Source organism: Pseudomonas gessardii (genome assembly GCF_001983165.1).
Lineage (GTDB): Bacteria > Pseudomonadota > Gammaproteobacteria > Pseudomonadales > Pseudomonadaceae > Aquipseudomonas > Aquipseudomonas gessardii.
This window is the reverse complement of sequence record NZ_MNPU01000014.1, coordinates 1-21,839: the sequence shown is the minus strand read 5'-3', so window position 1 is coordinate 21,839 and position 21,839 is coordinate 1. Positions and strand designations below refer to the sequence as shown.

General features: G+C 58.0%; 20 protein-coding genes. 14 read left to right on the top strand and 6 right to left on the bottom strand.

Annotated features, from left to right (window positions below; genetic code table 11):
- The first annotated feature begins 141 nt into the window (after positions 1 to 141).
- Entirely contained in the window at positions 142 to 2,175 is a 2,034-nt protein-coding gene (locus tag BLL38_RS11985) for a c-type cytochrome (RefSeq protein ID WP_076962771.1), read from the top strand.
- A 248-nt stretch (positions 2,176 to 2,423) separates the two neighbouring features.
- On the opposite strand, the gene BLL38_RS11980 is transcribed toward BLL38_RS11985, so the two are convergent.
- From BLL38_RS11980 to BLL38_RS11955, 6 genes are all read right to left on the bottom strand, one after another.
- Positions 2,424 to 2,858: a helix-turn-helix domain-containing protein gene (locus tag BLL38_RS11980; RefSeq protein ID WP_083743060.1), complete on the bottom strand. Its 435-nt coding sequence runs from the start codon at positions 2,856 to 2,858 to the stop codon at positions 2,424 to 2,426.
- A gap of 233 nt (positions 2,859 to 3,091) precedes the next feature.
- Positions 3,092 to 4,105 (bottom strand): sensor domain-containing diguanylate cyclase, encoded by a 1,014-nt coding sequence (locus BLL38_RS11975; protein ID WP_076962770.1) that lies wholly within the window; start codon positions 4,103 to 4,105, stop codon positions 3,092 to 3,094.
- Between the two features lie 133 nt (positions 4,106 to 4,238).
- Complete coding sequence (locus BLL38_RS11970; protein WP_076962769.1) at positions 4,239 to 6,176, bottom strand: alkaline phosphatase D family protein; 1,938 nt, start codon at positions 6,174 to 6,176, stop codon at positions 4,239 to 4,241.
- Positions 6,177 to 6,342: 166 nt separating this feature from the next.
- Entirely contained in the window at positions 6,343 to 8,583 is a 2,241-nt protein-coding gene (locus BLL38_RS11965) for an ATP-binding protein (protein WP_076962768.1), read from the bottom strand.
- A complete protein-coding gene (locus BLL38_RS11960) occupies positions 8,580 to 9,191 on the bottom strand; it encodes a biliverdin-producing heme oxygenase (protein WP_076962767.1) in 612 nt (203 codons plus the stop codon). The genes BLL38_RS11965 and BLL38_RS11960 overlap by 4 nt, the downstream gene beginning before the upstream one ends.
- Positions 9,192 to 9,393: 202 nt before the next feature.
- Positions 9,394 to 9,771, bottom strand: coding sequence for a response regulator (locus BLL38_RS11955; RefSeq protein ID WP_076962766.1), 378 nt, complete (start codon positions 9,769 to 9,771; stop codon positions 9,394 to 9,396).
- A gap of 191 nt (positions 9,772 to 9,962) precedes the next feature.
- Between BLL38_RS11955 and BLL38_RS11950 the strand changes: the two genes are divergently transcribed.
- The 13 genes from BLL38_RS11950 to BLL38_RS11890 all read left to right on the top strand — a co-directional run bounded on the left by BLL38_RS11950 (position 9,963) and on the right by BLL38_RS11890 (position 21,733).
- Positions 9,963 to 10,895 (top strand): hypothetical protein, encoded by a 933-nt coding sequence (locus BLL38_RS11950; RefSeq protein WP_090412801.1) that lies wholly within the window; start codon positions 9,963 to 9,965, stop codon positions 10,893 to 10,895.
- Positions 10,896 to 11,099: 204 nt separating this feature from the next.
- Positions 11,100 to 11,660: a hypothetical protein gene (locus BLL38_RS11945; RefSeq protein WP_083743059.1), complete on the top strand. Its 561-nt coding sequence runs from the start codon at positions 11,100 to 11,102 to the stop codon at positions 11,658 to 11,660.
- A gap of 40 nt (positions 11,661 to 11,700) precedes the next feature.
- Complete coding sequence (locus tag BLL38_RS11940; protein ID WP_076962764.1) at positions 11,701 to 12,084, top strand: c-type cytochrome; 384 nt, start codon at positions 11,701 to 11,703, stop codon at positions 12,082 to 12,084.
- A 396-nt stretch (positions 12,085 to 12,480) separates the two neighbouring features.
- On the top strand, positions 12,481 to 13,200 hold the full coding sequence (locus tag BLL38_RS11935) for a helix-turn-helix transcriptional regulator (protein ID WP_076962763.1): 720 nt from the start codon (positions 12,481 to 12,483) through the stop codon (positions 13,198 to 13,200).
- Positions 13,201 to 13,355: 155 nt separating this feature from the next.
- Complete coding sequence (locus BLL38_RS11930) at positions 13,356 to 13,958, top strand: acyl-homoserine-lactone synthase (protein WP_090412796.1); 603 nt, start codon at positions 13,356 to 13,358, stop codon at positions 13,956 to 13,958.
- Between the two features lie 180 nt (positions 13,959 to 14,138).
- Positions 14,139 to 14,759 carry a GTP cyclohydrolase II RibA gene (gene ribA / locus BLL38_RS11925; RefSeq protein ID WP_076962761.1) on the top strand — a complete coding sequence of 207 codons (621 nt, stop codon included), beginning with the start codon at positions 14,139 to 14,141 and terminating at the stop codon, positions 14,757 to 14,759.
- A complete protein-coding gene (locus tag BLL38_RS11920; RefSeq protein WP_083743058.1) occupies positions 14,756 to 16,438 on the top strand; it encodes a WD40 repeat domain-containing protein in 1,683 nt (560 codons plus the stop codon). The genes ribA and BLL38_RS11920 overlap by 4 nt, the downstream gene beginning before the upstream one ends.
- A 149-nt stretch (positions 16,439 to 16,587) precedes the next feature.
- Positions 16,588 to 17,472 carry a formylglycine-generating enzyme family protein gene (locus tag BLL38_RS11915; protein ID WP_076962760.1) on the top strand — a complete coding sequence of 295 codons (885 nt, stop codon included), beginning with the start codon at positions 16,588 to 16,590 and terminating at the stop codon, positions 17,470 to 17,472.
- Positions 17,469 to 18,833 (top strand): MATE family efflux transporter, encoded by a 1,365-nt coding sequence (locus tag BLL38_RS11910; RefSeq protein ID WP_130898220.1) that lies wholly within the window; start codon positions 17,469 to 17,471, stop codon positions 18,831 to 18,833. The genes BLL38_RS11915 and BLL38_RS11910 overlap by 4 nt, the downstream gene beginning before the upstream one ends.
- Positions 18,834 to 18,854: 21 nt before the next feature.
- A complete protein-coding gene (locus tag BLL38_RS11905) occupies positions 18,855 to 19,403 on the top strand; it encodes an NAD(P)H-dependent oxidoreductase (RefSeq protein WP_076962758.1) in 549 nt (182 codons plus the stop codon).
- Between the two features lie 21 nt (positions 19,404 to 19,424).
- Positions 19,425 to 20,372 (top strand): class I SAM-dependent methyltransferase, encoded by a 948-nt coding sequence (locus BLL38_RS11900; RefSeq protein ID WP_083743055.1) that lies wholly within the window; start codon positions 19,425 to 19,427, stop codon positions 20,370 to 20,372.
- On the top strand, positions 20,369 to 21,025 hold the full coding sequence (locus BLL38_RS11895; RefSeq protein WP_076962756.1) for a LicD family protein: 657 nt from the start codon (positions 20,369 to 20,371) through the stop codon (positions 21,023 to 21,025). The genes BLL38_RS11900 and BLL38_RS11895 overlap by 4 nt, the downstream gene beginning before the upstream one ends.
- Positions 21,026 to 21,121: 96 nt before the next feature.
- Complete coding sequence (locus BLL38_RS11890) at positions 21,122 to 21,733, top strand: phosphocholine cytidylyltransferase family protein (RefSeq protein ID WP_076962755.1); 612 nt, start codon at positions 21,122 to 21,124, stop codon at positions 21,731 to 21,733.
- Positions 21,734 to 21,839 lie beyond the last annotated feature (106 nt).

Genomic DNA, 21,839 nt, shown 5'->3' with positions numbered 1-21,839 from the left:
AACGGGCCATTATCGAAAATCCGCTACAACACAACCGGGGCTTACAAAGCCCCGGTTGTCCGCCTGATGACCTCATAAAAACGCAGACAAACCTGTACCCAGGGGCCAACCCCCAGGCCAGGTTATTAAAGGAATAATGCGATGGCCCTTTCTCTGTCACGTTTGGCCTTGATGGGGGCGACGCTGTGTCTTGCGCTTCCCCTGCACGCCAACGAACCTGCCAAACCCGATACCGAACTGATCGCCCAGGGCAAATACGTGGCCCAACTGGGGGACTGCATTGCCTGCCACACCTCCAAGCAAGGTCCCGAGATGGCGGGTGGCCTGGAGCTGAACACGCCCATGGGCACCATCTACTCCAGCAATATCACCCCGGACCGTGAGACCGGCATCGGTCACTACAGCTTTGAACAGTTCGACCGGGTGATGCGCGAAGGTGTCACGCCGGCCGGTATGAACCTGTACCCGGCCATGCCGTATCCGTCCTACGCGAAGATGAGCGAAGAGGACATGCGCGCCTTGTTCGCCTACCTGATGCACGAGGTCAAGCCGGTGAACCAGGCCAACCTCGAAGCTGATATGGGCTTCCCGTTCAACCAGCGTTGGGGCCTGGCGTTGTGGAATTTCATGTTCCTCGACAAACAACCGTTCCAGCCCGACCCGGCCCGGGATGCCGTGCTCAACCGGGGCGCCTACCTGGTCCAGGGCCTGGGCCACTGCGGCTCGTGCCATACCCCGCGGGGGATCGCCTTCCAGGAAAAAGCCATGAGCGACGCCGGCAGCAGCGGCGAGCACTACCTGGGCGGGGAAACCGTCGAACATTGGCGCGCCTTGAGCCTGCGCAACCTGTGGACGGTGCAAGACACCGTGCAACTGCTCAAGACCGGGCAGAACCGCTTTGCCACGGTATCCGGCAACATGGTGGACGTGATCCGGCACAGCACCCAGCACTTCACGGATGCCGACCTGACGGCCATTGCCACCTATCTGAAATCCCTGCCACCGGGCAAGGACGACCTGCCGATGCCGGCCGTGGCCAAAGGCCCCGTCGAACTGCCCAAGGACTTGTTCACCAGCCGGGGCGGCCTGGGCTATATGCAGTTCTGCAGCGATTGCCACCGCAGCGACGGCGCGGGTGTGAAGGGCCTGTTCCCGGCACTGGCCGGCAACGCCAGCGTGGTGGCCAGCAACCCCACCTCGCTGCTGCACATTACCCTCACCGGTTGGGAAACCGCCGAGACCGCCGCCCATCCCCGGGTCTACACCATGCCGGGCTTTGCGCGCCTGGGGAATAACGAAGTGGCGGAAATCCTCACCTTTGTGCGCACGCGCTGGGGCAATGAAGGCACGCCGATCAGCACTGCCCAGGTGAAGAAAATGCGTGACCAGCTCAACCCGGTCAGCACCGACTCCTCGGCGTTCGAGACGCCGCGCCTGGCCAACCTGTTGGCGGCGACGAATGCCGACCAGGTGGTACGCGGCATGCGCCTGCACCTGCAAACCAAGGAACTGTTGCCCGAGAATGTCGGCAACTCACTGAACTGCACCAGTTGCCATCTCAACGCCGGCACCGTGGCTGACGGTTCGCCGTTCGTGGGCGTGTCAGCGTTCTTCCCCAGCTACGCCCCGCGTGCTGGCAAGGTGGTGAGCCTGGAAGAGCGCATCAACGGCTGCTTCCGCCGCTCGATGAACGGCAAGCCAATACCGCCCCAATCGGCGGATATGCAGGCGATGGTGGCGTACTTCGACTGGATGAAAAACAACACCAAGCCCGAGGATAAAGTCCCCGGCCGTGGTGTCGGCAAGATCGACCCGGCCATCAAGCCCGACCTGGCCCATGGCGAGCAGGTCTACGCCAAGCAATGCGCGGTGTGCCACGGCAACGACGGCGAAGGCCTGGCCCGGGCCGACGGCAGCCTGGTGTACCCGCCGTTGTGGGGCGAACAGTCCTTCAACATCGGTGCCGGCATGGCTCGCACCTACACCGCCGCCGCGTTCGTCAAACGCAATATGCCGATCGGCTTCCACGAGAAATTCCCGTTGGGCCAGGGCGGTTTGTCGGACCAGGAAGCGGTGGACGTTGCCGCCTACTTCTCGCAAAAACCACGCCCGGACTTCCCGGACAAAGTGAAGGACTGGCCGAACGGCGGTAAGCCGGTGGACGCGCGTTACTGACCTCAACCCTGTGGGGGCCGGCTTGTCGGCTCCTACAGCGCCAGCCTGAATGCCTCGATCATTGAGAGGCACCCTGAAATAGCCTGCCACCGAACGCGCCAGCTCCAGATCCTGGGCGTTGGTCATCTCGTTTGAAGCGCAAGGCATCATGGACGCCCAGCAGGTAGTCCGATTCCAGGAGGCGGGTATGAGGTGTTACCCGTGTTGCTCGCTTGTCGCGATCCAGTCGGCGTACACGGCAATCCGGGTCATGGTTTGGAGGTCTTGTTGACAGGGTTCACGATTAACCCGGAAAGTTTAGAGGCCGCTGAGGCTGGCTCGTGAGGTTGGATGTAGGGAGGCGAGTCTGGCGCGGCGACGATGCCGTAGGATGATTTAGGTGTCCTGCGTGTTTTGTTCAGCAGCAGCGAGTCTTGTAGATGCCGGCCCAATTCGTCGGTTTCGGCGATACGGGCCAGGTCCTGCTCCAAGCCCAGTACCTGCAGAACGGACAGGTAGGCGCCGATGGTGACACCCGCAGCACCTCGCTCCAGAGCCCGCAGGGTCATTTGCGACATACCGGCACGCTCCGCCACTTGCTTGGCGGTAAGCTTGCGTCGCAAGCGAGCCAGACGCAGGCGCTCGCCCAGGTCCACCAGTAATTGCTGGGTCATTGGAAGGAGCGGAGCAGTTTTATTGGCCATGGATGCAATTATTCCAGCGCTTCAAGCATAAAGATGAAGGAATACTAGCATCCGCATATAAGTGCAATTATTTTAGTGTTTTAAAGTTTAATATCGCCATAATAATTGCATATTTATGTTTTTGAGCTGACCTAGGCGCATTTCGTAGAAAATACAGCACAAAGTTCACTGGCCCTATCGCCGGCAAGCCGGCTCCAAGCGGGTGCATTGCGCAATTTTTGCGCCAGTGCGCGTTATTGCGAAACCCGGTCCTTGCCCGCGGCCTTGGACCGGTACAGCGCCTGGTCTGCCCGGGCCATCAGGTTGGCGGGCGATTCGCCATCGAGGCGCTGTACCACGCCCAGGCTCAAGGTCACCTTGAAGTCGCCCACGCTGGGCACGTCGAGGATGGCCAGGCGGATGCGCTCGGCCAGCATCCTGGCCACGTCCACAGTGCTTTTGGGCAGGATCACCATAAACTCATCGCCGCCCCAACGCGCCAGCAGGTCACCCTGGCGGACACAGTGTTCCAGGCGCTCGACCACCTGCAACAGGGTGGTATCGCCCACGGCGTGCCCGTGCTGGTCGTTGATCGACTTGAAGTCATCGACATCCATGGCAATCACGGACAATGGCAAGCGAAACCGCTGTGCGCGCTCGCACTCTTCCAGCAGGGCTTTTTCCAGGCGATAGCGGTTGGCGATCCGGGTCAGGGTATCGCGTTCGGCCAGGGAGCGGTTTTCGTCCAGTTGCAACTGCAGTTGCTGGTTGACCCGCGACAGTTCGCGGGTCCGTTCGGCCACCAGCGCCTCAAGGGATTGGTTGCGCCGCTCAAGCTGTTCCAGGGAGCGTTTGCGTTCATGGATGCTGCGGTGGGCACCGACCATACGCCACACCGAGCCATCGGTATTGCGGGCGATGATGTAGCCGCGGTCTTCGATCCACAGCCAGGTGCCGTCTTTTTTGCGACAGCGGTATTGGGCTTGATAGTGGGGCGTGCGGCTGTTGACGTAGTCGTCGAAGACTTTCATCACATGGGAGTAATCGTCGGGGTGGATCACGTTTTCCCAGGTGAAGACCGTGTTTTCCAGGGAGTGATGATCGTAGCCCAGCATTTCGTACCAGCCGGGGTTGCGATAGACAAACCCGGTATCGGCATTCCAGTACCAAATCCCATCGCTGACCAACTCCATGATGGCATGGACCAGGTCGGTATTACTGTCGAAAAGCTCACTTTTCAACGGATCCATATCGGATATATCGCCCATCTGCGCGCTCCCTGCGAGGATGCTGGCCCACTCTGGCCAGTCAGGTGTTAACGCCGATACTCCGTGGCTGGGCGTACTGTACAACGAGGTTTGACCGCAGAGAAAGAGGGCGAAAATTTGTGGCTAAACGCCATTATTCGCGGCGTCCAGGCGATTGCGGTTCCACCATGCGCGTGGGGGGCGTGCCATTGGCGTTGTGCTGGTAAATCGCCTCGGGTTGCCCCTGTTCGTTGAAAAATACCTGGCCGATTCCCGCACTGTTCCACAGCCGTTCGCCGGCTTCGGCCTGTGCCGGGATATACGGCACCACCTGCATGCGGCGGCGCCGGGTCAGCCAGTTCAGGGGTGAGCGTGGCGAGTAGAGCCAGCGGTTGATGCGGTCGAACCATTCCAGCAGGCGGGGCGGGAATTGGTTCTTGATGCCGCTGCTGGTGATCTGCCAGATATGCGGCCCGGCATTGCGATGGCGGATCAGCACTTCGTAGACGAACGAGTAATGCACATCCCCCGATAGAATCACGTAGTTACCCGGGGTGCGCGAATGGCGGAAGATATTCAGGATCACCTGGGCGGCGCCACGGTGGGCCATCCAGTTTTCCGCATCGACCAGCAGCGGATAACCGCACCAACTGAAGACTTTCTGCACCGTCTCGATCAGCTTGACGCCAAAGATCGGTGCGGGTGAAACGATGATCGCCGATGGGTGGTCGAGCAGCTCCTGTTGCAGCTCGCTCAAGGCTTCCCAGTCCAGCAGGCCGGACGGTTGCTTGAGGGTGAACTCACTGCGCCAGCGCCGCGTGCGGGTGTCGATCACCACCAGCGCCGGGGTGGTGGGCAGCACGTAGTGCCACTGCTGGAACGTCAACAGTTCTTCGAGCAACTGGTCCTGGGCGGGGGCGGGCAGATGATTGCCGTGGTGCTGGGCCGTTGCGCTCAGGGCCAGGGTTTTGTCCACAAGCTGGGTGAAGGCATCAGGGTTGTTGCCCCAGCCCTGGCAGAGCATATAGGCGAGCAAGGCATTGCCGATGATGCGCTTGGAGAACGGGTGGCCATAGGCGGTCTGTTCCCATTGGGCGCTGAGGTTCCAGTCATCGGTGATGTCGTGATCATCGAAGATCATCAGGCACGGTATATGGGCGAACACCCGGGCCACCCCGGCCAGGCCATCGCGAAACTTATCCACAGGGACCTGTTCGCGGGCGTAGCGTGCCTGGTCTTCAGGCGTTAACCGGGCGGGAGGTTGCGGGGCGATCAGGGTCCAGGGGGTTGGCGACCAGACCAGCAGGTACATCGCCATCACTTCGGCGAAGGTCACCAGGTGGTTGTCGGCGCTGCTGCTGGTGAAGATCGGTTTTTTCACCCCGCCAAAAAAGCGTTCGCGCAGGGTCTCGTTGCTCTCCAGGGCCGGCAACAGGTCGGCGCGATGGTAGTAGCTGGCGGGGTGGCCGTAGAGCCTGGTGCTGTCGTCCACCACGGCGCCATCGAGGTGTTCATCGAACAGGCCCAGGCGCGCAATCAGCCCATGAATGGCACGCAGCATCGGCCCGGCCACATCGTCGGCATACACCTGGTCGCCACTCATCATCAACAGGGCCGGGCGCTGGGCCAGGCTGCGGTCCTCGGCCAGCAGGCGATCGGCGCACAGCAGGCCTTCATCGGCGTAATGGTGGGGTTTGCGGCAAGAGCCGTGCAGCAACTGGTGGATACGGCTGTGCAGGATAAAATCCGGGGCCTGGGCATTGGCGTACAGCAGGTGCGGTGCCCATTGGGCGATACCGGTTCCATCCTTGAGCAGCAGGTCATAGTGGATGGGCACGTCCTGGGGCAGCGGCGTGGCCAGCGACACATCGATCAGGTGGATAAACGCTGCGCGGCCTACGGCAATGACCTGGCACTGTGTGGCGTCGAGGGCGATATCCAGGGACTGTGGCTGCCCGTCCTGGCTGAACTGCAACCGCAAGGTCAATGCCAGCGCGCGACTGCCCACCAGCCACAACACCAGACGGCCCGGCTCCAGGCGGCGCAACAAGGGGCCGGCGAGGACGGCGGGCAAAGTGTCGGGTTGCAGCATGGAAACACGGCTCTGTTCGGGGGTGGACTGAATAGCTTAACGCAGTGGATGTCGGTGTTTTGTCAAAGTAACAAACGGCTCGCCGCCCCATCTGTAGGCGTCGGCTTGCCGACGGAAATCGTCAATGATAATGCGGGGGCCTGCTGCCCCGGCGTACACCGCCAGGTCAGCGTGGAGGCTGCACCACCTTGGGCACGGTAAAGCGAAATTCACTGCCACGCCCCAGCTCGCTTTCGGCCTCGATCCGCCCGCCGTGGGCCTTGACGATGCCCTGGGTGATGTACAGCCCAAGGCCGCTGCCCGTGGGGTTGTTTTCGGCCAGGGTCCAATAGCGATCAAACACATGGGGCAGTTGATCAGGGGCAATGCCTTCGCCGGAGTCGCGCACCGCAAACACAATTTCTTCGCCATTGCTCATCGCCGAAATCCCGATCTTGCCCAGGCGCGGGGTGAACTTGATGGCGTTGCCGATCAGGTTCGACAGCACCTGGAACAAACGCTCCGGGTCGGCATTGATTTGCAGGCCGGGCTCGGCGTTGAACGACAGGTCTACCCCCTTTTCCAGGGCCAGGGGCGCCAGCAGCGAATAGGCCTCTTCAAAGATCTGGCTGACATCCAGCGGCACCGGCCTGACGGTGTAGCGGCCGGCTTCGATCTTGGAGGTGTCGAGCAAATCCTCCAGCAACACATTCATGCGCCCGGCGGCTTGCTGCATGGTGTCGATGGCCGAGGAAATCCGCCGCGAAGTGTGGGTGCCGTCAGAGCTGAACGCCTTTTGCATCATGCCGCACAGCATCGAGATCACGGTCATCGGGTTGCGCAGGTCGTGGGACACCACCGCCACCAGTTCATCCCGGGCGCGCACGGCCTGTTGTTCGCGCAGGACCTGGCGGGCCAGGTCGTTTTCCAGGGCCGAGCGGCGCAGGTCGTTGGCGGCAAAACGGTCGCCGGGGCTCCACTTGCTGGCGATGCCGGCCATTTCCACCTTCCAGATTTCAAACGAGGTGCGTGGGCGAAGGCGCAGGCCAGCGTCGGAGTTTTCCAGGGCCAGCGGTTTCTTCGGGTCGCCGCTCCACTGGATGCTCTCTTTGACTTCCGGGCGGAACCACAGCACACCGTTGTCCACCGGCTTGGGCAAGCTTATGGCCAGGACGCCGCTGGCCACTGCCGGGTAGTGTGCAGCGGGCGGGTAGACCGCCGCCAGGTGGTGGCTGGCAAATACCGGCTGCGCGGTTTCCTGCAGCCATTTATGCAAGGCGCGGATCTGCGAAGGCTCCGGGCAGTTGCCGTAGCGTTGCAGTTGCTGGCCTTCAATGATCGCCACGCCACTGGCCTGCACCAAGTCCATCAGTACTTGCGGGCATTGGGCCAGGCCGTCGAATACCGTGTCCGATGATGCGTCCATCGCCTGGTTGAGCACGCTCAGGGCCTCGACTTTTTCCTCGCGCTGGCGGCTGATATCCAGGGCCTCCATGGCACTGATCTGCAAGGACAGCACCTGGCCGATGGTCTGGCAGGTGGTGCGCAGTTCGTTGGGCACATGCAGCGGCTCGCGGTTGCCGCAACTGATCAGGCCCCACAGGGTGTCGCCCTTCATCAGCGAGATGCTCATGGACGACAGCACCCCCATGTTTTTCATGTACTGGCAGTGGATCGGCGACACGCTGCGCAGGGTGGCGAAGCTCAGATCCAGCGGCTGCCCGGTGTCCGGGCGCAGTTTGGGCAGCAGGGGCACCGGCTCGTAGTCGGCATTGGGGATGATCCGCAGCCAATTGGTGCGGTACAACTCGCGGGCTTGTTCCGGGATGTCGGACGCGGGGAAGAACAGGCCGTTGAACAGCTCCATGGATGGCGCGGACGCTTCGGCGATGACCTGGCCGTGGCCTTCCTCTTCAAAGCGGTAAATCAACACCCGGTCATAGCCGGTCATGGCCTGGATTTCGTTCACGCTGATTTCGTACAGCGCTTGCAGGGTTTTCGCCGACTGCAAGCGTTGCAACATCTTGCCCAGATTACTGGTGCGACCCTGCACGGGTTTGGGCTGGAAATGCTTGGCGCGTGGCTCGAACTCCAGCACCAGCACACCTTGATGGCGATGCAACAGGCCTTCAAACTCGCCACCGTTGAGGGTGACGTGCAGCGGCGGAGTGTCGATAACGCTGGGTTGGCTGGCCATCTGCCGCACAGCGTGGGTGTTTTCTGCGCCCAGCAGCGTATCCAGTGGCTGGCCGAGCAAGGTCTCGGGCAGGTGATTGAACAGGCTGGCGACGTTGGCGCTGACTTGCATGATCAGCAGGTCCGGTTCGCGCAAGGTCAGCAGCACGCCGTGGGGCTGGATCGCGCCGGGAAAGCGGATGGGCTCGTCGGCACAGTTGGCCAGCAGTTCTTCAAAATCCTCGGGTTTCATAGCAGTACCTCCCGGCTGTCGAGCCATTGCTCAAAACAGCTGAATGTCGAGCAGGCCGCGTCCACCGCCTGGCGACGGCCTATGTCGTCCAGCGGGATGCGGCCCAGGTAGTCGAGAAAGTCTTTCCAGCGCCGACCGGTCTCGGCGCCGTATACATTGAGAAAGGCGCCGCCATTGCTGGCATCCAGCGCCAGGCGCCGGGCCATCTCCCGGCGCAATACCTGGCCGCCGAGGGTGGCGCCTTCCAGCACATACAACGCACCCAGGCAGGCGGCTGGGGTGTCGAGGCGTGGCAGGCAAGGGCTGAGGGGCAAGGCGCCAAGCGCCTGGTTGGACAGGCCCAGGGCCGTCAGGTCGGTGTACAAGGTTGGCGTTTTCACACGTAGAGCCTGATCGAATCCGACTGGAATCAAGGCGCTGTCGTAGAGCCGGGTTTCCATTGGCCGGTAGAAACCATAGTAAGCCTCAAGCAAGCGGCGATACCTGTCGGCATTCAGCTGCGCAGAAAAAAACGGCAAGCGTTTTTCCAGGGCCACATGGAGCAGGGCTGTGCCCGAGCGCAAGGCTTCAAGCAGAGAGGGCACCTCGACGTCATGGGCCTGATGCATGCAATAACTCGGACTGGTCGACCAGGGCGGGCCATGGCTGACACGTGGGTGAAGGGTGGGTAACGATTCTATACACCCTGCCGTCTGTATCTGAGAAGTTATGATGAAAAATCTGACGTTGTTGTCAGAAAAATTACCAGTTACTCAAAAACAGACCTCCCACGCTGTCGCGAAGTTCGATTGCTGCGATGTTGCGACGCGATCAGTGTAGGGCGGGGCCCTGCACCAACGCGGCCTGCACACAGTCAAGCAGGCGCTCGGTGCTCCAGGGCTTGGGCAAAAATTTCACGGTGCAGCCCAATTGTGCGGCCATGACCGTATTGCCCGAGGTCAGTACCACCGGCAAGGATGGCCAGCGGTGGGCCACGACCCTGCTCAGGTCATACCCGTTGAGCAGGCCGGGCATCTGGATATCGCTGACGATCAGGTCCACCGGATCACTGGTTCTCTCCAGAAAAATCATCCCTTCATCGGCCGAGGGGAATGAGGTCACCCGCGCGCCGAACTCCTCCAGTACATCCACCATCAGCGAGCGAATGATCTCGTCGTCTTCCAATACCAATATCGATGGCTGAGCCATGATCCTTACTCCACCATCTGGGTTGAGTAAGGTGGAGTGGCCCGCCGGGGGATAGGTTCGACTGGATGTTTTTTATTCGATGGGTGGTCATTTGATTACATGACGGCGTGGGTAAACCGCCGTGGCTTGCAGACTGCGCGGGGGATCAGCCAGGATGTGCACCGCGCACATTCACAGCAAGGGATGCCAGTGTGAAAGAAATGATCGGGGCGTTGATCGTCGTTGCCACCGTGGTGTTTGGCTGCACCGGGGTGTTGGCCGCCGTCGCGCTGGCCACCAAGAAAAGCCGCCTGGAAATACTCCAGACCTTGAGCGGCATGAGTCTGGGTCGCGATCGGTTTATCGGGATCGCCCGGTTGTGGGCCAACCTCTTCCTGCGCGTGTTCGGGCAAACGTACCTGGCCAGGCGCCAGTTGATCAGCATCCCGCTGTACACCTTGCTGGTGTCGCTGGTGTTTTTTGCGGTGTGGCTGCTGGACCTCTACTTGTTTAAAAATCCCGAGCACGTGTTCAATGTGCTGCCGCCGCCCAACGTGCTGCAGGCCATCAAGGACTTCTATGGCAAGGGCCTGCTGGTGGCGATTGTGATCGACTGCGTGACCATCCAGTTGACCAAATGGAGCATCAACGTGGGGACGCGCCGCGGGTTTGGTTCGTGGCGGTTCCTGGGGTGCTTTTCGGCGACGATTGCCTTGGCCTACCTGCTGTTCAGCGTGGCGGTCTACTGGTTTCGCTGGTCGGATGCGAACGAGCTGTATGCCTTGTTGCCCGCCGACGAAGTGCGACCGACGATTGCGTTCAACCCGCTGCGTAATGTGCTGTATTCCATAGCGCTGTTTCAGCCCGTGACGTTTATCTACGCCACGTCCGAAGGCCTTATCTCCAGTTACTTCATGCCCGAGCCGATCCTGTTCTACTGCGCGGTTACCGGAACCCTCTCACTGGTGACCATCAGCGTGGCCTATCAATTTGCTCGAGGTGCTGACCTGCTACGACGGTTGTGCATGGGCTTTGTCAGCCACGTCGGCACGCCCCGGACCAACGCCATGAGTGTGGTGGTGTTGATGCTGCTGGGGCTGGTGTTGGTGCCGTTGTGCCTGATGGCGCTCTATCTGGCTGTCTGAAGATTCGGCCTGAGCAGGTACTGGCACCGACCACCATGGTTCTCATCGAGCTGTCGGACAGTGCGCATGCAAATAGAGGTCGGGGATGATGGCAATTAAATGGCTGTGCCCCAGTGTTGTGCGGGGGCAGGGCGCGATTTTTCTTCGGTTGATTTAGAATGATGGCTCTTTGCTATTTACCTGGTCGACATTTAAGGAAGAAAAATGAAACGGATCGAGCGCGACTTCATCACCCTGTTCAATTGCCTGTGGTATCAGGATTTTCCGGTGGAGGTCGATGCCGTCACCAACCGTGCCGGCTGGACCATTCATGTGGGGCTGGTGATGCGCCAATGCGCCAAGTTGCTCGGTGCACGTGCTTATTTTGAACAGGGCGGGCGCACGGATGCGGTCCTGAAATACCCAGACAAGAGCATTCTGTCCAACGTCGAATGGGAATGGGTCCAGTCCCACAACGACAAAGTGGATGAAATCAGCAAACTGTTTAAAAGCCATGAAAAGGCGGCGTTCTCCACGTTTGTGTCCTACAGCACCAAAGGCCATTTGCCCGAAGCTATCGAAAAGGCTTCCAAACTCTGGGCCAAGGCCAGCACGCCGTTGATTTTCTTTGTCGTGACCTTTGAGTCGGTCGGGCGCGACCGGCACTTCCTGGAACTGCAAACGCACGTTTTCAGCCGTGGCAAACACAAAAAAATCCGCTCGCAGCCCGCCCTGCCTTGGCAGATCAACCGCGCACGCTTCAACAACGTGGACGAGGATCAGTAAACAACAGGCATAATCGCGCTTTTGCTGCCTGGAGCCCGCGATGAAGCTCGCTGCCTTGCTGACCCTTTTATTCACTGCCATGTGCTTCAACACTTCGGCGGCGGCAGCAGGCGATGCCGAGGCCGGCGCCAGGCTGTTCACCAAGACCTGTGGCGGTTGCCACAGTGTTGGGCTCAACGCGCGCGGCGGTTTCGGGCCACAGCTCAACGGGGTGATCGGGCGGCTGGCGGGGAGCACGGCGGACTATCAGTATTCCGACGCGATGAAAAATTCGGGCGTGGTGTGGACGCGGGAAACCCTCGCGGCCTATATCGAGAACCCGAAGAAAGTGGTGAGCGGCACCCGCATGATTTTCTGGGGGATCAGCGATCAGGAGAAGATCGAGAATCTGCTGGCATACCTTCAGACGTTCTCGGCGCAATAACCCCCCATCCCACGCCCCCCCCAAAACATCCAATCCGGCCTATCCGTCACCGGCAAGGTCACTTGGTTCATATGTATCGTTGAATCCTCAGGTGGCGCTGAAAAGTCCAGCGGTAACCGTCGATTGCCTGGGTGCTTGCGAAGGTCGTATACCTCAGCTAGCTTGCTCATCGTCGGTTCGCAATGATCAGGCTATATCAGGAGCTGTGAGTGTGCATGGATGCCAAGTGTTTCGTAGAAGTACATATATCACAAGGTACTTATCTGCATTGCCTATGGCAGGGCTGATCCATCGGTGCTATTGGCCATAAGTTAAAGTCGTATTTATAGCCATCATTATTAGGAATCCACCAGTAATTGGTCGGGTAATTACTACAATACCTAAGGTGATCATCAAATGGACTTTATTGATGAGCTTGCGCGATTGAATAAATTGGAAACCCAGGAACAGTGGTTTTCAGCTATTGAAAAAATGAACGACAAGTACGGGTTTTCCCGAGTCCTGATCGGGTTGTTGCCAAAATATGATGCCGAGTTGAGTACGGCGATGATTGTCAGCAACTATCCCATGGCCTGGCGAAGTCAATATGATCAATTGCGCTATGCCACGATTGATCCGGTGGTGATTTATTCGTTTCAAAACGTCCGGCCCGTTGTCTGGGATGAGTCGTTGTATTGCACCCCGCGTCAACGTGAGTTTCGGGAAGAGGCCAGCGCTTATGGACTTTCCCGGGGGGTTACATTTCCCCTGCATGGGCCGCAGGGGCAGTTCGGTACTTTCAGCCTGGCGGTTGATGCCCAGGATATTGCGGGCACAACTCGGCATATCAATGCCATGATTCCGAAGCTGTCTATTCTTAAAGACGTGATTTTGCAAAGTGCTTTGGACAATGCGGGCAAGTTGAATGGTGCCAAGGTGATTTCCCTGACAAGTCGTGAGAAAGAGATTCTCAAGTGGTGTGCCGTCGGGAAAAGCTCGTGGGATATTTCCAGGATCTGTGGTTGTTCGGAGGCCAATATCAATTATCACTTTGCGAGCATCAACACCAAGTTTGGCGTTGCGTCCCGCCGAGCGGCTGCGGTCAAGGCGGTTTCGCTCGGGCTGATCAGCCTCTAGCGCCCCCAGAGCCCTCCAGGCGGTGGGTTCACGGGGCGGGGTAACCGGCCATCATGCATTGGATCCAAAACCAGCGCAACTGGTTACCCTGCTAGTGTGACAGTCCGGTGAAGGTGGATAGATTGAGGTTTAAGTAATCGCAGGGAGGGAATCCAGTGCATTTCACAATCGGCCGGCGGCATGAAATAGACAGTGAGCAACTGTGCGCCATGCATAGGTTGCGCGCAGATGTTTTTAAAAAGCGTAAGGGCTGGGATGTCGCGATCATTGCCGATATGGAAATTGATGGCTATGACGCACTGGAACCTCTCTACATGCTGATCCAGGATGTTGGAGGCAGTGAGATCAAAGGATGCTGGCGTATCTTGCCAACGACAGGCCCGTATATGCTCAGGGACACTTTCTCCGAACTGCTGGAAGGACGGCCTGCGCCGGTTTCGTCCCAGGTATGGGAGCTCAGTCGATTTGCCGTGACACCTCGATACCCTGGTAACAAGGGGTTTTCCGATTTTACCCTGGAGGCTGTAAAGGCCATCGTTGCCTATGGCATCGAGCAACATATCCAGCGTTATGTGACGGTGACAACCGTTGCGGTAGAGCGGATGTTGATCCGGGCAGGCCTGGTCATCACCCGGCTGGGTCCGGTGCGGGCCATTGGCAAGGAAAAAGCGATTGCCCTTGAAATTGACTTGGGCGCGGTGACTCAACGTGCGCTGTTTGGCGTACCCAAGAATTGTTGTGGCGCTACGCTGCAGTAGTTAAGGGGCCGCAGCGTGGCGGCCATAACAATCTGTCGGTATCGGTATCCAGAGTACGAAACTTCAAGTCATTAGAAGTGCTGTGCCCGGCTTGGTTTGTCTGCGTGTATGTACTCTTCCTATAAAAAGCTGCAGGGCGAATCGCCTTGCCGAATAACTGTCGTCCAGGGAAACAATAAAATGGCTACGATTATTAAGGAAGTCGATATACCACTCATGTTGGACAGTGAAGTGGTTGCCACTTTCATTTCATTCGATGAATTGAAAGATCCTGTTGAACATATTGCTATTCGGTTGGGTGGGTTCAAGGCGGGCGGTCATAAATTACCGTTGGTTCGGTTGCATTCCGAGTGTTTGACCGGCGATATCTTTCACTCCATGAAGTGCGACTGTGGCGATCAACTTTCCGAGTCGCTGCGCCTGATTAACGAAGTGGGTGGGTATTTGATTTACCTGCGCCAGGAAGGGCGAGGCATCGGTTTATATAAAAAGCTCGAAGCCTATGCATTGCAGCAGCATTCAGGTGTGGACACCTACGAAGCCAATAATATGCTCGGCTTCGCCGATGATTTGCGCGATTACTTTGATGCGGCACAGATGCTCAAGGCATTGGGCTGCCCGAAGATAATCCTGTTGACGAATAACCCGGAAAAAGAACTGCAGTTGAGAAACCTGGGTATTGAAATTACCGAGGTCAAGTCTACGTCCATGCATATTGGCAAACATAATGCGGGATATATAAAAGCAAAAATAGAAGTCACCCATCACCAGTTCACTGCACAGGCGGAGGTTTCTCAATGATTCAGCATCAGGCACCTATCAGCGGTCTCTCATTGTTTGGGCAGCAGTACATTGCAACGGCAGGCTACGATAACCAGATTATTTTGTGGAATGCCCAAACACGCCAACCCTTGCAGCGCGGCTGGCATGATCACTTGGCCAACTATTGCGACTTTTCCCCGGACGGCAGCCTGTTGGTGACGGCCAGCAGTGATGGGTCGACCCGTCTATGGAGCGTGCCTGAGTTCAAGTTGCAATGTGTCATGACCAGCCACAGCGATGACGTCATGCAGGCCAAGTTCTCGCCGGATGGTGAAAAAATAGCCAGTTGCTCTTACGACAGCAGTTTGTCGGTGCACCATAAAAACGGCAACTTCATCTGCAAGATGCAGGGGCATAGCGGCCTGGTAGAGAGTTTCGACTGGACAGCCGACAGCCAGCAGCTATTGTCCTGCGGCACCGATGGAACCATTCGTGCCTGGGATGCGGCCACAGGGGAGTGCCTGGCGATCAAGGAGACCGAAGGTCACGATATGGATGCCCTGGTGACCCTCTCGGCCGGGGTTTTTATCGTTGGCAATAACGACGGCGAACTCCAGGTCATCAGTGGCAATACGGTGTTAAGTACCTACAAGGGGCACCGTTCCAGCGTCAAGAAGCTGGTGAAGTCAAAGTTCGACAATAGCCTGCTGAGCCTGGGGTATGACGGGGTCGCGGTGTTGTGGTCGATCGAAGGCCACACCTTGGTGGAGTGGAAGCGTTCGGAGTATCCGAAGGAAATCTGGGCGCGCTCGGCGGAGTTTCAGAGCCGCGACAAAATCTATTTCGCAACGTTTGGCTCGACGTTCGCCATTTGGGATATCGCCCGCAACCATTGGGACCTCGAGGGTTTTGTGCCCTCGGCCAGCTTGAACTCGGTGTATGCGGCAGACGGGGTTGTCTACAGTATTGGCGATGCCGGTCTGTTGAAGGCCGATGGCAAAGACATGGGCGGGCCGCAATCGCTGTGCAACTTTGTGCTGAAAAGCGGACCGGTCCTGGTGTGCGGCGGGCAGACCGGACAAGTGTTCGATGTCCTGAAAAACCGAGTTGCCTATGCCCACCACGCGCCCCTCAACTGTGGGGTGAACTTTGAGCTCGACGGTGAACAACGCCTGGCTGTGGGCAGTTATTCCGGCGATATCATCATCTTCAAGATCAATGACCGACACCTGGAGTTTGTGTCCTGCCACAAGATTCATGAAAACGCGATCAAGGGTATTTCGCTGCATGGCAACTGCCTGTACACCGGGTGTGCCGATGGTGAGATCGGGGTCACGGATATCCGCACTTACGAGGTGGTCAACAAGATCACCCATGCCCATGAAGGCATCTTGAATGACCTCTGCTCTTATGCGCACGGGGTTGCCACGGTGTCCCGGGACCTGACCCTGAAGTTATGGGGGGAGCCGAGGGCGACGATTCCCAGCCGGCATACCCACTCTATCAAGTGCATTGCGTCCAACAGCGACGGCAACTTTATCGCCACCGGCAGTTATGGCGGCACCGTCGATATTTATGACTGCACGGCCCGGCAATGGCTGGGCAATGTGCGCAAAGTCAGTGCGGCGGGTATTTCTTCCCTGACCTGGGATGACGCCAAACAGCGCTTCCTGGCGTCGTCCTATGACGGTCGTATTTATGCCGTCGAGCTTGGCTGACCTTCAACTTTCAGCGTGGACTTACAACCATGAATGCACGAGAAAAAGTAGTTGTCGCAGAAAAGTGTACGGTGACCTCGCCACTCGATCCCTGTGAGCAACCTGCGGCTTATCAACCTCAAACCGGATTGCTCGAAACGTTGGCGCGGATGAGCCGTTTTTGCGAAACGCCAGAGGCGGCGGCGTTACTGCGCAGCTTTGAGGCAGCGACAGACTTGTCCCGGCGCTTGCAATTGGGCATGGAGCTAGCGATCAAGGGCGACCCGAGGATCGTCGGTGGTGCGCTGAACCATTTGGTGGCGATTCCCGCAGGCGAGGCCCGTATTGGTATCGACGAATCGCAAATCGATGCCGTGGTGCGTGAATATGCCGATGTGGGGGTTATTCGCGACTGGATTCTCAAGGAAGTACCCCGGCATACGGTGTCCCTGGCGGGCTTCAATATTTCCAAGTATCCGGTGACCAACCTGGAATACCTGGCGTTTTTACAGGATTGCCCCCATGCCGAAGTGCCTACGTCCTGGCCTTTGCGGGCATTTCCTCTGCACTACGCCAACCATCCGGTGTATTCGGTCAGCGCGAGCGCGGCGGATGCGTTCTGCACCTGGCTGTCGGCCAGGACTGGCCGGACCGTGCGCCTGCCTGACGAGGCGCAATGGGAATACGTCGCCGGTGCCGGGAAGTTTGAATACCCGTGGGGCAATGAGGCCCGGACCGAAAACGCCAATACCGCCGAGCTTGGGTTGTTGGCCACCACGCCGGTCGGCGTTTTCCCACAGGGTGCATCGCCGTTCGGCCTGATGGACATGGGGGGGAACGTCGAGGAGTACACGTCGAATGATTATGACGCGTACCCCAATGGTCCTTTTGTCATGGACGATTTGATCTCTGAGAACCGGCCGACCTATCGAATCACCCGGGGCGGTTGCTTTGGGCGTTTTGCCGATCTTTGCCGGGTGTCCAGGCGGCACGGGCTGAGCATTACCCCCTATGCCTCGCTGTATGCCGTGGGCTTCCGGGTGGTTGCAGAGTGAGACAGCCAGCGTCCATGCCCCAGGACTGGTGGCGGTTGAGCAAAGAGATCAACAGCCAGGCCATGCACACCATGTTGTCGTTCAGTGCCCTGATGGTCGCGAACGCAATCGACATGGTGTTCATTGCCCACCTCGGTCATGAACCACTGACGGCAGCGAGTCTGGCTAGCCCTTTTATGTGGCTGATGAACACGATTGCCATGGGCATTGCCCTGGCGATCAGTGTGCATGTGTCCAAAGGGCAGGAAAGGGGCGGGGGCAACACGGTCATCGATGTGTTGCTGCCGGGCCTGCTGATGGGCGCCGCGGTCTATGGCGTGGTGCTGGTGGGCGTCGGCCTGAACCTTGAGGCCGTACTGGGTGCGATGGGGGCGGCGGCACCGGTTTATGAGCAAAGTGAGGGTTATTTAAGGACGTGGCTGTACGGCTTCATCATTACCCTCACGTTTGCCATTTCCACGGCGTATTTGCGGGGGCTGTCGTTATTCAAGACTCAGGCCGTGGTGGTCGCGGTGGTATGCCTGATGAACATCGTGCTCGATCCCCTGCTGATGTTTGGCGTGGGCGGTTTTGCCGGCTTCGGCCTGGTGGGTTCGGTGTATGCCGCCTGGCTGGCACAGGCCGGTGGGGCGCTGGTGTGCATCTACTTTGGCGTCAGGCATACCCGGGTCAGCGGCCCCGGCAAGCTGCGGGTGGGCCAGATGCTCAAGGCGGCGGGGAACATTTCCCGACTGGCCTGGGTAACCAGTTCCACGGCAACCTTCTGGCCAATCTCTGGAATCGTGGCCACTTATCTGATCTCGAAACTGGGGGATGCAGAAGTGGCAACCATGGGGGTTATTTCCAAGCTGCAGCCGTTGATCATGATTCCCGTCTGGGGGGTGTCTGCGGTTACCACCGTGTTGTTGAGCAAGGCATTTGTTCAACAGCGCCATGACCAGGTGGGGATGATTTTCAAGTCCGGCTATGCCCTGGTGTTGATGTGGCAAACCGTCGTGGCCCTGCCGTTCATTGTCTTTGCCCAGCCGGTGGCGCGCTTTATGTTGGGTGGCTATGACGACGCGCTGCCCTTTGTGGTGACGTACTTGATGATCATCCCGATCACGGTATTCGGCCGGGGCATGCTGTACCTGGCTGTCCATGGGTTGCCAGCGATTGAAAGAGCCCGGACCGCCATGGCGGTTGACGCGCTGTACGTCCTGGTGCTCCACACCGGCTGCTATTGGCTGGGCTATCTGTTTAACGATTTCAATCTGGCGCTGCTGATGTTGCTGGCCTTGAACCTGCTGGGAGGCGTACTGGCTGTGTGGGTGTCCCAGCGCGCCCGGCGCACGCAACAGTGGCCACTGGAAACTATTTGATATTTACCGACGGGGGCAACTATGGAAGTGCTGATTATTGCGGGCAGCCCAAGAATGGATTCGCAAAGTTTAAGGGTCAGTAGAATCCTGGAAAACTATCTGCGGGACTATTCGGTATTGACACCGACCGTCCTGAACCTGGCAGCACAGCCCACCGGCCCGCAGCGTGATGAACTTGCCGGCCGGGCCGAGGCTTTCATTGTTGTAGTACCGGAACATTCGGGTATGGCCCCACCGGTATTGAAGGAGTTCTTTGTTTCCAGCGAGTACCCGGTATTGGCACACAAGCCGGCCTTGATTGTTTCAATCTCCAGCGGCATGGGGGGGAGTTACCCGGTACTGGATCTACGGGCGACGACTTATAAAAACACCAAGATCTGCTACATGCCGGATCACCTCATTATTCGCGAGGTTGAGGACTTTGGCCCGGATATGAGCAGCCGTGCCTATGCCGGCCTGGGCAAGCGTATCAGTGCCTGTGTCCACATGCTGGAGTTATACGCACGCCAACTGTCGGCTGTTCGTGCCGACCTGTTGGGGGTGGGGGCGGCGATCACTTACGGCATGTAATCCTTATTGGGCGGGGCGACGATGAAACCACAAGAACTTCACCAGTTAGTGTTTAACTTCAGGGCGGCACGTGCCGTCATGTTTGCGGTACAGGCTGGCCTGTTCGAGGAACTGTGCCAGGAAGATCTGACGCTGGATGAACTGGTTGGCCGGCTGGAACTGCATCGTGTCTCTACAACGATCCTTGTGGAAACACTGGTGCAACTCAATGTCCTGAACAAACAAGGCCTGCGCTATCGCGTCGCGCAGGACCTTCGGGCCACGCTGCGTCGGGATACCGAGGGGTCGATCGCCAATTTGCTGTTGCTGGACGCCAATCATTGGTCGAACTGGTCGGTGGCAGAGGATTTCTTCCGTCCAGGGCAGGACACGGCGTTTGCCTATGACCGCCAGAGCAACTTTGCGGCGGCCATGCAACAGGGGGTCGGCGATATGAATGTGCGCTTGGCCCAAGTACTGCTCGCCCACGAACCGCGGCATATCGTGGATGTGGGCAGCGGCCCGGGGTTGTTGATTGAGCAGTTACTGGCAACCGCGACAGATCTCAAATACACGCTGGTGGATTTTGCGAACACCCTGGAAATCGCCAAGGGCAACCTGAGTGACTACAAACACTTCGATGTGAACTTCCTGGCCCATGACATTGTGCTCGGCAAGTTGGAGGTGGAGGCTGACTGTATTGTCACTTCGCGCCTGTTGATGGGGTTTGACGAGCCCGAGGCGAAACAGATTCTGGCGAATATGTGCCATGGCCTGGCACGTGATGGCGTGCTGGTGATCAATGAGTTCGATACCCAGACGAAAGTGGGAGCATTGATGTCGCTGGACATGCTGGTTAATTGCGGCGCGAGAGTTTATGGCCGGGAACAACTTGCACAATGCCTGGATGAATTGGGTTTTGAAATAGTTTCAGAGCAAGCCACTACGGTCTTCACCCGCGCATTGTCTGCCAAAAGGAAAGGGATATGAGTCAAGCGAAACTTGGAAAGACCCCCCAGGCGTTTGTCGATCAAATCTATGAGGGGCTTGAAGTCATCGACGAAGTGTTCAGCGCCAATGGGCTCGAATATTGCCTGGCGGCGGGTACTTTGTTGGGGGCCGTGCGGCATACCGGCTTGATCCCTTGGGATGATGACGCGGATCTCTATATTCTTGAGGCCGACACCGAAAAGTTCTTTGCTCTGGCGCCGCAATTTGCAGAGCGGGGTTATCGCCTCAGTCAACAACCCTGGGAACTGTGGGGCGGGTACAAGGTGTTTTCGACGGCGGGTATCTCCATGCCGCAAGAGAATAATCGCGATTACTTATATCCCTCGGTGGATATCTTTCCATTGTCCGAACTGGATGGGCAACTTCGTTATACCAGCCCCCTGGCCTTGGCAAATTGGCCCCGTGAGTACCTGAGCGTGGAAGATTGGCACTCCCGAGGTGTTACACGGTTTGGACACCTCGACTTGCCAGCTCCTGAAGCGCTGGCCTCCAGGCGTTACTTGGAGCGGGCGTATGGAAGTGAATGGAATAGCCATGCGGCCAAAGGGTTTGATCATCGGTATGAAGTGGACCTGGATGCCGAGAAAGTGACCCTGAGTGACTTCCGGTGTGCGGTAAAAACCCGGGCCTGAATCCAGGCTATCTTTGTTGATAGTCCTGACCGTAGTTTGCTTGCAGGATGTCAACAGTTCAGTACTTCGCTTTTGCTCTGCAATAGGTGAACTATCATGAAAAAAGCTATTGTCCTTGCCGCAGGCATGGGGTCTCGTCTTGGACGGGCCTCTGACTCTATTCCCAAGCCACTGACCGAAGTCAATGGTCTTAGTATCCTGGCTAATGCGCTCAATATTCTTGTTGAAGCGGGTTATCAGGAAGTTGTTGTAGTGATCGGTTATAAAGGCATAAAGATACAAGCCAGTGTCGCAGCGCTGGAACTACCGGTGACGGTGCGATTTATCGAAAACACGCAATGGGCCACGACCAATAACCTGTATTCGTTGTTTCTGGCCTCCCATGAACTGGCAGGCGAAGAGGGGGTCACGTTGCTGGAGGGTGATATCTTCTTTCGGCCTTCGGTGATCACGGCATTGGACGCACACAGCGCTCGCGAATGCCTGGCGGTGGTGTCACCGCTCACGCCCCTGATGGAAGGCACCTTTGCCGAAGTGGATGCCCATGGGTTGATCCGCCAGTTTGGCAGCAGCAAAAGTGATGATCATCTGACCGCCGACAGGCCACTTAAGACGGCCAATCTCTATTATTTGTCGGCCGACTTTTGCAAAAACTATTTAATCGGCGAACTTGCCCGAAATGTAAAAAATGGGGCTCTTCGCATTTAAGGGTGTAGCTGATTTCTAAACCCTCCTGACTTCAGCAAGCACCTGGCTATGTAATTGGTTAAATTTCTAAAGCCCAAGGCGGTACCTCGTAAGTGCTCAAGTCGCC